Source organism: Mycolicibacterium chengduense (assembly GCF_033741155.1).
GTDB lineage: Bacteria > Actinomycetota > Actinomycetes > Mycobacteriales > Mycobacteriaceae > Mycobacterium.
Genome location: NZ_JAWQNH010000005.1, coordinates 20,282 through 33,101, shown reverse-complemented (window position 1 = coordinate 33,101; position 12,820 = coordinate 20,282). Strand labels below are relative to the sequence as shown.

The window sequence follows — 12,820 nt, the reverse complement described above, 5'->3', positions numbered from 1 at the left end:
CGTAACCATTACGGGTGCGGCTCCACAAATCACTCATTCGCCGTGGATGTCGAGGCCGTGGGCGGCGGCATAGGCCAGGCCCTGCGGGATGTCGATCCGCGCGCCGCGCACCTTCGCCGTCGTCCAGAACGTCGGATCGACACGGGCGCCGCGCAGGTCGGCCTGCTCGAATTTCGCATCCTGCACCCGCACCCCGGTGAGGTCGGCTTGGCGCAGCACCGCCTTGCGCAGATCGGTCCCGACGAGGCTGGCCTCCCGCAGCCGCGACCCGGACAGGTCGATACCGCGCAGGTCGCAGCCGCCCAGGACGGCCAGCGTCAGATCCACCTCCGTCATGACCACCGGCCGCAGCCTGGCCTCGGTGAACACCGAGCCCAGCAGGCTGCAGTTGGTGAAGGTGCTGTGCCACAGCGTGGCCCGACGGAAGGTGCAGTTACGGAAGGCGGAGCCGGCGTGCACGGATTCGGTGAGGTCGACGCCGCTGAAATCGCATTCGTCGAACACCGCGCGCTCGGTGCGGATCCGGCTCAGGTCCTCGCCACGGAAGTCGTGGCCGGTGAACTCGCGGTCCACCCACACCGGCTCCGTCACGACGGCAGCGCGGCCAGCGCGTACTCGGTGACGGCGATCAGTGCGTCGCGCGCCGAATTCCGATCCCTGGCGTCGACCGAGACGATCGGGATGCCCTCGGGGAGCGCCAGCGCCTGCCGGATCGCGGCGGCCGGGTGCCGTGCGGCGCCGTCGAATTCGTTGACGGCGATGATGAACGGCAGCTTGCGCGCCTCGAAGAAGTCCACCGCGGCGAAGCTGTCCTGCAGCCGCCGCACGTCGACCAAGATCACCGCGCCGATCGCGCCGCGTACCAGGTCGTCCCACATGAACCAGAACCGGCGCTGGCCGGGCGTGCCGAACAGGTACAGCACCAGATCCTCGGCCAGGGTGATCCGGCCGAAGTCCATGGCCACCGTCGTGGTGCTCTTGTCCGGTGTCGCCGCCAGCGCATCGACACCGGCGGACGCGGTGGTCACCAGGGCCTCGGTGCGCAGCGGCATGATCTCCGACACCGCGCCGACGAAGGTGGTCTTGCCCGCACCGAAGCCACCGGAGATGACGATCTTGGTGGAGCTCGTTCGGTGCCTAGAGAGCCCGTAGGCCACGCAACGTCCTTCCGATCAGTTCGCGTCGTTCATCGGTCGTGGCGGCGTCGTCGAGTGTCTGGTGCACCGTGAGATACCCCTGGGTGACCAGATCTCCGATCAGCACCCGCGCCACGCCGAGCGGCAACGATAGGCGGGCCGCGATCTCCGCGACCGACGGACCATCCCCGCCGAGTTCCAGTATCCGCGCCCGGACGTCATTCGTCGGCCAGCGCGGCGCCGGGGCGAGATCGCGTGTCCGGATCGGCGCCTCCCACGGCAGGTCGACGGCCGGTTCGGTGCGGCCACCGGTCAGCGTGTAGGGCCGTACCAGACTCGGTTCACCGGCGTCGGCTTCCCAGCTGTCCATCCGGGCTCACGAGTGCTGGCGCGCTCGCCGGGCCGACTGGATGACGGTGCCGACACGTTCGACGAGGATCGCCATCTCGTAGCCGATCTGGCCGATATCGCAGGACCGGGTGGCCAGCGTGGCGAGATGGGAGCCGTCGCCCACCCGCATCAGCAGCAGGTAACCGTTCTCCATCTCCACCACCGACTGCATGACGTGGCCGCCCTCGAACAGCTGCGCGGCGCCGGTCGACAGGCTGGCCAGCCCGGAAGCGACCGCCGCCAACTGGTCGGCCCGTTCGATCGGCATATGCTCGCTGGCCGCCATCAGCAGTCCGTCGGCGGATACCAGGACGGCATGTGACACCCCGGCGACCTCGCGGGCGAACCGGGAGACCAACCAGTCCAGCGACTGCCGCTGCGGTGACCCGCCGGTCGCCGCGCTCTGCCCCGCCGGGTAGCTCATTCGGATCCTCCGGTCTCACGCGCGTGCGTCCGGCCGGCGTGCACACCCCCGAAGTGGTTGCTGATGCTCGCCCGGACCGCGGCCGGGTCCGGCAGCGGACCGGTGTCGAACTCGTCGCCGGCGGGTTCAGATGCTAACGGGTCACTGCCGGCTCCGGGCACCAGCCGGGCGCCCGGCTCGCGGACCGGCAGCCCCTCGGGGGTGTGTTCGGCCACCGGGGCGTCCTCGGCCGCGGCGGCTGCCGACCAGCCGTTGTCCCAGACCGACTTCCAATCGAGGTCGGTGCTGGCGCCCAGATCGGTCGGGTCGACGAGCCATTCGGAGAGCATCTTCTGGTAGATCGCGTCGTCCGACCCGGTCGGGGGCGCGCTGGGCGGCGGCGGTTCGGCAGGAACCTGCGCGCGCGCCGCGAAGAAGGACGAGGTATCGGTGGGCTTCTCAGGGGACTTCTCGGTGGGCCCGGCCGGTGGCTGGCTCGCCGCGTCACCGGCGATCCCACTGGCCCCCGGATGACGTTGCGGCAGAAGCGAACCAGCATCGGCCAACGGCGACACGGCCGGCACGACCGGCGCAGGCTCGACCGGCCGGGTCGCGGCCGGGGACACCACGGCTGTCGGTGGCGCCGGGACGAAATCGGTGAACGGGGCGCCGCCCTCCCCCACCAGCAGGCTCTGCGGGACGTAGACGCCGGCGGTGATCCCCGACGACGGATCACCGGTCACGGTGCTGCGCAGCCGCACCACCAGACCGTGGGTGGCGGCCAGCCGGCCGATGACGAACAGACCCATATGCCGCGCGGTGTACGGGTTGACCTCACCGCCGGACTGCAGCCGGGCGTTGGCCACGCGCAGGTCGGCCTCGGTCATGCCCAGACCCTCGTCGCCGACCTCGATGACCAGCGCGCCGTCGCCGGTGTGCAGCGCCGACACCCGCACATAGGTGGTGGGCGGGGAGTAGCGCAGCGCGTTGTCCAGCAGTTCGGCCAACACGTGCACCAGGTCGGCGGCGACGGCACCGTCGATGTCGGTGTCGGGCAGCGCCGCGGTGGCGACCCGGGTGTAGTCCTCGACCTCGGAGGCAGCGGCGTTGACGGCGGCCGTCAGCGCGACCGGCCCGGACTGTTCGCGGGACAACCGGGTACCGGAGAGCACCAGCAGGTTCGCGCCGTTGCGGCGCATCCGGGCGGCCAGGTGGTCCAGTTGGAACAGGCTCTGCAACCGCTTCGGGTCGGCCTCGTCGCGTTCCAGTTGGTCGATGACGACCAGTTGCTGGTCCACCAGGGATCGGCTGCGCCGGGACAACGTCTCGAACATGTCGGTGACCTGCAGCTGCAGTCGCGCCTGCTCGGCGGCCAACAGGACAGCCTGTTCGTGCAGCTCGTCGACGGCGTGCGCAACCTGGCCGATTTCCTCGGTGGTGGGCACCGGCAGCGGGCGGATCGGACCCGGGTCACCGCCGGCGCGGACCTGCTCCAGTTCGCGGGCCAGATCCTGATGGGCGACCTTGAGCGCGCCGTCGCGCAGCCGCCGCAACGGCCGGACCAGGGATCGCGCAACCAGGGCCACCGCGATCAGCGCGACCAGCATGGCGCCCACGACCACGACCGTGTCCCGGATGGCGGTGCTGCGTTGGCGATCGGCCTGATCGTGCACCGCCGCGGTGATCGATGCTGCGGTGTCGGCAATGACCTTGCCCGCGATCTGGTCGGTGGCCTGGATGGACTGAGCCAGGTCCGGGTTGTTGGGCAGCGGGATGGCCGGATCGGACATCATGCCCATCCGGCGGACCATCTGTTCCTGCAGCTTCTGCGCGTCGGCCGAGCCCACACCGAGCACCTGGCTCATCCCGAACAGGGTCGACGGTTCGGTACCGGCCAGGGTGATCATCGAGGTGCGCAGTTCCGGTTCGGGCAGATCGGCGCCGCGGTTGACCAGCAGCTGCTGCATCATCATCTGGCCGCGCGCGCCGACGGCGCGGGACAGCCCCACGGTCTGCGCACGGATCCGTTCGTCCTCCACCCGCACCGATCCGTTGATCGCGTCCTCGGCGGTCAACAGCAGGGGCGCGTAGGTGGTGATCCGGTCCCGCAGGCCGATGGCGTTCGAGGTGACACCGTCGAGGAGCTGCCGGCCGCCCTGCAGGATCGTCGTGACACCCTTGTCGACATCGGGCACCGCGTCGGTGCCGGCCAGCTTGTCGGCGAGGGTTTTCCGGCTGGCATCGAAGGCGGTGACGGCGGGCTGGACATCGGTGTCGGTGGAGGTGGCCAGCAGCGCGGCGTCCAGCGCGGCCATGTACTTGACGATGGCCGGTACCAGGTCGGCCCGGTCGGCGGCCCGGCGCAGATCGGTGGCGGCGCCGAGCCCGGAATGTATCCGCAGCCCGCCGAGCACCCCGGCGAGCACCAATGGAACCAGGGCGATGGCAAGCACTTTCCAGCCGACGGGCCAGTTGCTCAGCGCCCAGCGCGACGGCCGCTTGACCGCATCAGCGGCGTCTTGCGTTGTGGCGTGCGCGAATTCGTTGCTCATCGTTTCCTGCTGTGTTTGCCCCTACGGGGGCCGGCGTGGCACGCCTGTCGCAATTTGTCGAGTATGACAGCCGCATGCAGCGCTTTCCACAGTTCGCGAGCCTTCGCGCACGGTTCGTGACCGAGATGTTGCCCCGTCGTGTGCGGGGCCGGATGACATCATCGTCGGATGTTTCGTGTGCTGTTCTACTCGCCCCGGATCGCACCCAACACCGGCAACGCCATCCGGATGGTGGCGGCGACGGGATGCGAACTGCACCTGGTCGAGCCGCTGGGCTTCGACCTGTCCGAACCGAAGTTACGCCGGGCCGGCCTGGACTACCACGATCTGGCGTCGGTGACGGTGCACCCCGATCTGGCATCGGCGTGGGCGGCGCTGATGCCGGCGGCGGTGTACGCGTTCACCGCGCACGCCGACCGTTCGTTCGCCGAGGTCGCGTATCAGCCCGGCGATGTGCTGATGTTCGGTCCCGAGCCGACGGGCCTGGACGCCGAAACACTGGGCGACCCCCACATCACCGGCCGGGTGCGCATCCCGATGCTGGCCGGGCGTCGCTCGTTGAATCTCTCCAACGCCGCGGCGGTGGCGGCCTACGAGGCCTGGCGCCAACACGGGTTCATCGGCGCCGTGTGACTCAGTTCGGCTGCGGCAGAACGCCATCGAGCCAATCGAAGATCACCTGATGGGCCCGACCCATGGCGCCCATGTGGCAATGTTCGCCGGCACCCTCGGATTCCCGCAGGGTGACCAGGGTGGCCTTGGCATTGACCAGGGCATCGGCGACGCGTTGCGGTTCGCCCTTGAAAAACTGGTCGTTCTCGGCATCGAGCACGAGGGTCGGCGCGGTGATCCGGTCGGCGATGCCGGCCAGCGTGTAGCGGGCGAACACCCCCGGTAGCTCGGCGGGGCTGGCGACACCCATCACCCACACCCCGTTGCGCAGCGCCCACCGCAGCTGGGTGTTGGCCGCCGTCAGCAAGGTCAGCACCTGATCGGCGGCCCCGGTGTTGCCGTCGGCGATCCACCGGCCGAGGAAGGGCGGCATCAACCGCGCGACGGCGGAGCCGAAGTCGAAGACGCCGTCGTCCAGGATCACCGCCGCAAGCCGACTCTCGAAGGCCGCCGCGCGTGCCGCCAGATAGCCGCCCAGGCTATAGCCGAACAACGCGATGCGGTCGGCGGCGATCTCGGCACGGGTGAGCGCGAAATCGAGCACCGGCGTGATGACGGCCTCCCAGTCGTGCCGGAACACCAGTCCCTGTTCCCGGATCGCGCCGCCCTGGCCGGGACCGTCGAAGGCCAGCACGTTGTAGCCGCGGGCCAGGGCCGCGGCGCCGATCGCGAAGTAGGACTCTTCCAATGTCGAGTCGTATCCGCTGTTGTAGATGACGGTCGGTCGCGGTTGCCCGGAGTCGTCGACCAGGTAGAGGTAGCCGGGCAGCGTCGTGTCCAGGTACGGGATGGTGACCCGCTCGAAGGCGAAGTCGAACAATTCGATCGCCGACAGGAAGCTGTCTTGCGCGGCGCGCGACAGCGCGGTCACCTCGGGATCGTTGGCCGGGTCTTCGCGGCGATAGAACTCGGCGGTCCGGTAGTAGTTCGACGCCCGCAGCAGGGCCTCCCGCGCACTGACCAGATGACCGTTGCCCAGCGATTCGCGCCCTTGGGCCTCGGCGCGTCGGGCGGTGGCCTTCCAGGCATGGTGCCAGGCCACCTCGTCGCCTTCGGGGATGGCGCGGGCCGTGATCAGGATCTCGCCGAGGTCGGCGCCACCGTAGTTGGCGAAGCCGGCGGCACGCAGGGTTTCGAACGAGAACGACTCGTCCTCGAACAGGAATTTCATCACGCCTCCTAAACGAAACGGAACGGTTACGTATCGATAATGGCACCGGATTTGACGGAACGCAACCGTTCCGTTTGGGCTACGGTGTGTTCGTGACCACTCCCCCTCGCCGCCGTACTTCCGGTGGGCCGGTGCTCCAGGACGACGTAACCGCGGCGATCGAAGAGGCGTACTTCGCCGAACTGGCCGAGACCGGGTACGGCCGGCTGTCCATCGACGCCGTGGCCAAACGTGCCGGCGTCGGCAAGGCGGCGGTGTACCGGCGCTGGCGATCCAAGCTGGACATGACGATGGCACTCGTCCCGAAGACGGCCGTCGCCGCCATCGACATACCCGATACCGGCACCCTGCGCGGGGACGTGCTGCAGTACCTGCGCACCGCCCGCGACGCCCTGTCGCATCCGATGGTCCGCCGCATCGGGCCCGACCTGCTGGCCGAGGCCATCCGCAATCCCGAACTGGCCGCGGTGCTCGGCGAGCACGTCCGCGAACCACGCCGCATCAAGGCCGCCGAACTGTTCAACAGGGCCGTCGAACGCGGGCAGCTGCCCGTCGGCACCGATCCCGACCTGGCGTTGGACCTGATGGCCGGGCCGCTGTACTGGCGGCTGGCCGTGATGCAGCTACCCGTCGACGACGATTACTGCGAGAAGCTCACCGACCACATCATCGCCGCGCTGCACTGACGGTCACCAGGTGTCCCAGTGCGCGAATTGCTCGGCGGGCAGCCGCTTGGCCTTCTTGAAATCGGTGCCCTTGGTATAGGCGATCGGGAACAGGCCGGCCTGGGAGTACTTGTCGAACGGGATACCGAGGACCTCGGCCGCCTGCTTCTCCCCGTCGCCCAGCAGATGCAGGGTGGTCCAGGCCGAGCCCAGCCCGCGCGACCGCAGCGCCAGCATGAAGCTCCACACGGCGGGCAGCAGGGAGCCCCAGAAGGAGGCGCTGACCCCGGCGGGTGCACCGTCGGGCCGACCCTCCAGCACCGGGATCAACAGCACCGGCGCTTTCTCCATGTTGTCGTTGAGATAACTCGCCGACGAGCGCACGGCATCGATCTGCTCGTCGCGGGCATCGCCGAAGGAATCTTTCGGCGATGCCAGGTACGGGGTGGCGTTGGTGCGGTAGATATCGGCGATGGCCTTCTTCTTGGCCGGGTCCTCCACGAAAACCCATTGCCAGCCTTGGGAATTCGACCCCGTCGGCGCCTGCAGCGCCAGGTCGAGGCATTCCAGCAGCACCTCACGGGACACCGGTTTGTCGAAATCGAGGCGTTTGCGCACCGAACGGGTGGTGGTCAGAACTTCATCCGCGGACAGGTTCAGTGTCATGTCGCCAGTCATATCGCGAGACTACATTCCGTCCATGACGACAAACCTGACCCAAGACATCACCGAACGCCTGACCTCTGACGACTACGGCTGGCTGACCACCGTCGCACAATCCGGGCAGCCGGTGCCCAAACTGGTGTGGTTCTACTTCGACGGCGCCGACCTCGTCATCTACACCACCCCGTCGGCGGCCAAGGTGCGCCACATCCGTAACCACCCGCAGGTGAGCCTGAACCTGGATTCCGACGGCAACGGCGGCGGCATCATCGTGGTCGGCGGCAGCGCCCGGATCGACGCCGAAGGCGTGGACGGCCGCGACGACGCGCCGTACTGGGCCAAATACGAAAAGGCCGCCGCACAATTCGGGCTGACCGAGGCGATGTCCGGGTACAGCACCCGCATCAAGATCTCGGTCGACAAGGTCTGGACCACCCCGACCGAGGCGTGATACCCGCCGAGCCCCACTCGCTTTCGCAGGTGGGGCTCGCGCTGGGTCCGGTCAGCGGTTCTGCAGGATCGCGACCCGGGCCGGACCGTGGTGGGCATGCCAGCCGGGCGCCATGCTCGGAGCCGGGTGGGCCTTGACCTCGGGGCTGAAGGAGTGGCTGCCATGGTCACCGGGGTTCACCTGAGTGGCCGCGGCGGCGGTGCCGGCCAGGCCGAGGGCTCCGGCGCCGATGATGCCGGCGGCGACGATGGGCAGGACCAGGGTGCGCAAGATCGAGGTCATTTCTGTAATCCTTTGTGTGAGTGAGCTTTTGGTTTCTGTTGTCGGCTTGTTTCGCCGTTGAGAAAAGAATGCCCGAATTCACGCGCGGGATCTGTCCGGTGACCGGTGGATGGCGGGGATGAAGTGCGTGTCCCCCGATTGGGGGAAGGGATAGCCGTTCAACGCGCGAGCGTGCACATGGAGCGCGCTCTCGCGCGAGGCGACGCTCTGGGTGCACGCTCGGCGTCCGATCACCGGAAATCGCGGGACCGCGACGCCACCCGCAGTTGCACCGGGGCCATCCGGTCGGCCACCACCGTGACCGCCCCACTGGCGTTCTGCACGATGCCGCGCACCATCAACGCCGAGGCCGTCTGCGCCAGCTTGCGGTGCCGCGACCACACACCCGGTGAACACAGCACATTGACCATGCCGGTTTCGTCCTCCAGGTTCATGAACGTCACGCCCTGTGCCGTCGCCGGACGCTGCCGATGAGTGACCGCCCCGGCCACCAGAATTCGACTCCCGTCCGGGACTTCGAGCAGTCGGCCCGCGGGAATCACGCCCAGCTCGTCGAAATTCTCGCGGAGGAACTCAGTGGGATAGCGCTGCGGGGAAACCCCGGTGGCCCACACATCGGCCGCGGTGAGCTCGAGTTCGGTCATGCCGGGCAGCGCGGGCACATGCGAGGAGGCTCCCACCCCGGGGAGTCGGTCCGGACGCTGGGTCGCGGCCGCACCCGCCGCCCACAGCGCTTCACGGCGGGTGATCCCGAAACAGCCCAGCGCACCGGCTGTCGCCAGCGCCTCGGTGTGCGGAACCGACAGCTGCACTCGCGCGGTCAGGTCCAGCAGGGAGGCAAACGGCCCGTGTGCCGTTCGCTCGTCGACGATGCGCTGGGCCAGCGCGTCACCGATAGTGCGGACCGCGCCCAGGCCCAGCCGTACGTCCAGCCCCCGGTTCGCGCAGGTGGCGTGCACCAGGCTGGCGTTGATGTCGGGGCCGTGCACCTGCACCCCGTGCCTGCGGGCATCGGCGACCAGCGATTGGGGCGAGTAGAAGCCCATCGGCTGGGCCCGCAGCAGCGCCGCGCAGAACACCGCGGGATGGTGCAGTTTGAACCAGGACGAGTAGAACACCAGCGACGCGAAACTCAGCGAATGACTTTCCGGGAAACCGAAATTCGCGAAAGCCTCCATCTTGTCGTAGATACGGTCGGCGACCGCGCCCGTGATACCGTGCTTTTCGCGCATGCCATCGTAGAACCGGTTGCGCAGCAACCGCATCCGCTCGGTGGACCGCTTGGACCCCATGGCACGGCGTAACTGGTCGGCCTCGGCGGCACTGAAGCCGGCACAGTCGACCGCCAGTTGCATCAGCTGCTCCTGGAACAGCGGCACCCCCAGCGTCTTGCGCAGCGCCGGTTCCATGGACGGATGGTCATAGGTGACCTCCTCCTGGCCGTTGCGGCGCCGGATGTAGGGGTGCACCGACCCGCCCTGGATGGGGCCCGGGCGGATCAGCGCCACCTCGACCACCAGGTCGTAGAACTCACGCGGTTTCAGCCGCGGCAGGGTGGCCATCTGGGCGCGGGACTCCACCTGGAACACCCCGACCGAATCGGCGCGCTGCAGCATCTCGTACACCGCAGGCTCGGACAGGTCCAACTGCGCCAGGTCCACGGCGATGCCCTTGTGTTCGGCCAGCAGGTCGATGGCGTAGTGCAGCGCCGAGAGCATGCCGAGACCCAGCATGTCGAATTTCACCAGACCTATTGCCGCGCAGTCATCTTTGTCCCACTGCAGCACACTGCGGTTCTCCATCCTCGCCCATTCCACCGGGCAGACATCGGCGATCGGCCGGTCGCAGATCACCATGCCCCCGGAATGGATGCCCATGTGCCGGGGCAGGTTGGTGATCTGGGTGGCCAGGTCGACCACCTGCTCGGGGATATCCTCCACGTCGGGCGAGTCGGCCAACCCGTTCCATCGGCTGATCTGCTTACTCCACGCGTCCTGCTGGCCCTGCGAGAAGCCCAGTGCGCGCGCCATGTCCCGGACCGCGCTGCGGCCGCGATAGGTGATGACGTTGGCGACCTGGGCGGCGTAGTCCCGCCCGTAGCGTTCGTAGACGTACTGGATGGCCTTCTCACGCAGGTCCGATTCGATGTCGATGTCGATATCGGGTGGGCCGTCGCGCACCGGAGACAGGAACCGTTCGAACAACAACTCGTTGCGGACCGGGTCGACGTTGGTGACCTTGAGCGCGTAACAGACCGCCGAGTTGGCCGCCGAACCCCTGCCCTGGCACAGGATGTTGTTCTCCCGGCAGAACCGGGTGATGTCGTGCACCACCAGGAAATACCCCGGGAAGTTCAACTGCTCGATGATCCGCAACTCGTGTTCGATCTGCGCGTAGGCCTTGGGCGCGTGCGACGGTGGCCCGTACCGCTCGGCGGCGCCGGCCTCGACGAGGTGGCGCAGCCAGGTGTTCTCGGTATGCCCGGGCGGGACGTCGAACGGCGGCAACCGGGGCGCGATGAGACTGAGCCCGAAGGCACACTGCTCACCGAGATCGGCTGCGGCGGTGACGGCGTCGGTGCCGAACAGCCTGGCCATCTCCTCCCCCGACCGCAGATGTGCGCCACCCAGCGGGGCCAGCCAGCCTTCCGCGGTGTCCAGCGAGTTGCGGGCCCTGATGGCCGCCATCGCCATGGCCAGCCGGCCCCGGGACGGTTCGGCGAAATGCGCGCCGGTGGTGGCCACCACCCCCACCCCGAACCGGGGTGCCAGCTCGGCCAGTGCGGCATTGCGTTCGTGATCGCACGGTTGGCCGTGCTGGGTGAGTTCGATGCTGACCCGGTCGCTGCCGAACCGGTCCACCAGATCGGCAAGCGCCCGCGCCGCGGCCTCTGGACCCCCTTCCGAGAGCGCTTGGCGGACATGGCCTTTGCGGCATCCGGTGAGGATGTGCCAATGGCCGCCCGCGGCCTCGGTGAGCGTGTCGAAATCGTAGCGCGGTTTGCCCTTCTCCCCGCCGGCCAGATGCGCCGCGGCCAGCGCGCGGGACAGCCGCCGGTAACCCTCGGTTCCCCGGGCCAACACCAGCAGATGCGGGCCGGGCGGGTCGGGCTCCTCGGTGCGGGGCACGTTACCCAGCGACAGTTCGGCTCCGAACACCGTGGCCACGTCCAGTTCGCGGGCCGCCTCGGCGAACCGCACCACACCGTAGAGCCCGTCGTGGTCGGTCAGCGCGATGGCGCGCAGATCCAGCCGGGCCGCCTCCTCGACGAGTTCCTCCGGCGTGCTGGCCCCGTCCAGAAAGCTGTACGCCGAGTGCGCGTGCAACTCTGCGTACGGGACGCGCGAACCGCTGCGCTCGATACCCGTCGGCTGATAGGGGCCACGCTTGCGTGACCAGGCCGGACTGTCCCCGCCGTCCGCGGGCGGCGGCTCGATACGGCGGGCCCGGCCGGCCAGCACCCGCTCCATCTCCGACCAGGTCGGCGGTCCGTTGTGCCAGCCCACCCCGGCCAGACTAGTCGAACATGCGTTCGAACACCAGCTCGACCGGCTCCGGTTCAGTCGGTGAACTCCGCGGCCCCGTCGTCGAGGACCACCCGGGCACCCGAACCGTCCGGCGCAGCCGCTTCGGTACGAAACACCGCGCGCCCCTGGTCGGTACGCCAGATGGTGGTCGTCAACGTCTCACCGGGGAACACCGGGGAGCTGAAGCGCGCGGCGACGGCATGAACCTTGGTGGCGTCACCGCCGCCGAGCTCGGCCACCAACGCCCGGCCGGCAACCCCATAGGTGCACAACCCGTGCAGGATCGGCTTGGGGAAGCCGGCCAGCGTCTGCGCGAACCACGGGTCGCTGTGCAGCGGATTGCGGTCGCCGGACAGCCGGTACAGCAGCGCCTGATCCTCGCGGGTCGGCAGCGCCACCGTGGCGTCGGGCGCCCGGTCGGGAAACTCCGGGGCGGGTGGGCGCTGCCCGGGTTGGCCACCGAAGCCACCCTCGCCCCGGATCACCACCGTGGTCAGCGTTTCCACCACGACCGCCCCGCTGTCCGGGTCAGCCCCGTAGCCCTTGAGCATCACCACGGCGTTCTTGCCTTCACCCTTGTCCTGGATGTCGGCGACCTCCGAGTGCACCCGCAGCCGGCCGGCCGGCGGCAACGGCTGGTGCAGCCGGATCTCCTGCGAACCGTGCAACAGCATGCCGAAGTTGAAGGTGCCTATCCGCAAGGCGGCCGCGAACGGCGAGCAGGCGATCACCGCGAAGGTGGGCAGCACCTGTTGCTCGATGTCGTGGCTGTTCTCGGTGGTGAACGCCAGATCGTCGACGCCGGCGCCCACGCCGAGCGCGTACAGCAGCGTCTCGCGGTCGGTCCAGGTGAAATCCTGGGGTTCGGTGGTGGCGCCGACGGCGCCCGGATCGATCGGCATACGGGG

General features: G+C 68.8%; 13 protein-coding genes. 3 read left to right on the top strand and 10 right to left on the bottom strand.

Annotation, left to right across the window (positions count from 1 at the left end; translation table 11 throughout):
- Positions 1-33 precede the first annotated feature (33 nt).
- The 5 genes from SBI67_RS18680 to SBI67_RS18660 are packed head-to-tail and all read right to left on the bottom strand — an operon-like array spanning position 34 to position 4,481.
- Positions 34-591, bottom strand: coding sequence for a pentapeptide repeat-containing protein (locus SBI67_RS18680; protein ID WP_318982016.1), 558 nt, complete (start codon positions 589-591; stop codon positions 34-36).
- Positions 588-1,157, bottom strand: a complete 570-nt coding sequence (locus SBI67_RS18675; RefSeq protein WP_318982015.1) for a GTP-binding protein — start codon at positions 1,155-1,157, stop codon at positions 588-590. The genes SBI67_RS18680 and SBI67_RS18675 overlap by 4 nt, the downstream gene beginning before the upstream one ends.
- Entirely contained in the window at positions 1,138-1,506 is a 369-nt protein-coding gene (locus tag SBI67_RS18670; RefSeq protein ID WP_318982014.1) for a DUF742 domain-containing protein, read from the bottom strand. Before SBI67_RS18670 ends, SBI67_RS18675 begins: the two co-directional genes overlap by 20 nt.
- A gap of 6 nt (positions 1,507-1,512) precedes the next feature.
- The gene (locus SBI67_RS18665; RefSeq protein ID WP_318982013.1) at positions 1,513-1,950 is read right to left on the bottom strand and encodes a roadblock/LC7 domain-containing protein; all 438 of its coding nucleotides are present in this window, start codon (positions 1,948-1,950) and stop codon (positions 1,513-1,515) included.
- Positions 1,947-4,481 (bottom strand): ATP-binding protein, encoded by a 2,535-nt coding sequence (locus SBI67_RS18660; RefSeq protein ID WP_318982012.1) that lies wholly within the window; start codon positions 4,479-4,481, stop codon positions 1,947-1,949. Before SBI67_RS18660 ends, SBI67_RS18665 begins: the two co-directional genes overlap by 4 nt.
- Before the next feature lie 168 nt (positions 4,482-4,649).
- Between SBI67_RS18660 and SBI67_RS18655 the strand changes: the two genes are divergently transcribed.
- Positions 4,650-5,114, top strand: coding sequence for a tRNA (cytidine(34)-2'-O)-methyltransferase (locus SBI67_RS18655; RefSeq protein WP_266045557.1), 465 nt, complete (start codon positions 4,650-4,652; stop codon positions 5,112-5,114).
- 1 nt (position 5,115) lies between these two features.
- On the opposite strand, the gene SBI67_RS18650 is transcribed toward SBI67_RS18655, so the two are convergent.
- Complete coding sequence (locus SBI67_RS18650; protein WP_318982011.1) at positions 5,116-6,324, bottom strand: alpha/beta hydrolase family protein; 1,209 nt, start codon at positions 6,322-6,324, stop codon at positions 5,116-5,118.
- A gap of 92 nt (positions 6,325-6,416) precedes the next feature.
- On the opposite strand from SBI67_RS18650, the gene SBI67_RS18645 reads away from it, so the two are divergent.
- Positions 6,417-7,010 (top strand): TetR/AcrR family transcriptional regulator, encoded by a 594-nt coding sequence (locus SBI67_RS18645; RefSeq protein ID WP_318982010.1) that lies wholly within the window; start codon positions 6,417-6,419, stop codon positions 7,008-7,010.
- Between the two features lie 3 nt (positions 7,011-7,013).
- Here SBI67_RS18645 and SBI67_RS18640 read toward each other — a convergent pair whose 3' ends face one another.
- A complete protein-coding gene (locus SBI67_RS18640) occupies positions 7,014-7,655 on the bottom strand; it encodes a nitroreductase family protein (protein ID WP_318982567.1) in 642 nt (213 codons plus the stop codon).
- 34 nt (positions 7,656-7,689) lie between these two features.
- On the opposite strand from SBI67_RS18640, the gene SBI67_RS18635 reads away from it, so the two are divergent.
- On the top strand, positions 7,690-8,103 hold the full coding sequence (locus SBI67_RS18635; RefSeq protein WP_318982009.1) for a TIGR03667 family PPOX class F420-dependent oxidoreductase: 414 nt from the start codon (positions 7,690-7,692) through the stop codon (positions 8,101-8,103).
- A gap of 51 nt (positions 8,104-8,154) precedes the next feature.
- On the opposite strand, the gene SBI67_RS18630 is transcribed toward SBI67_RS18635, so the two are convergent.
- From SBI67_RS18630 to SBI67_RS18620, 3 genes are all read right to left on the bottom strand, one after another.
- Positions 8,155-8,385 (bottom strand): hypothetical protein, encoded by a 231-nt coding sequence (locus tag SBI67_RS18630; RefSeq protein ID WP_318982008.1) that lies wholly within the window; start codon positions 8,383-8,385, stop codon positions 8,155-8,157.
- 230 nt (positions 8,386-8,615) lie between these two features.
- Positions 8,616-11,891: an error-prone DNA polymerase gene (locus SBI67_RS18625; protein ID WP_318982007.1), complete on the bottom strand. Its 3,276-nt coding sequence runs from the start codon at positions 11,889-11,891 to the stop codon at positions 8,616-8,618.
- 53 nt (positions 11,892-11,944) lie between these two features.
- A complete protein-coding gene (locus SBI67_RS18620) occupies positions 11,945-12,814 on the bottom strand; it encodes a MaoC family dehydratase (RefSeq protein ID WP_318982006.1) in 870 nt (289 codons plus the stop codon).
- Between the last annotated feature and the right edge of the window lie 6 nt (positions 12,815-12,820).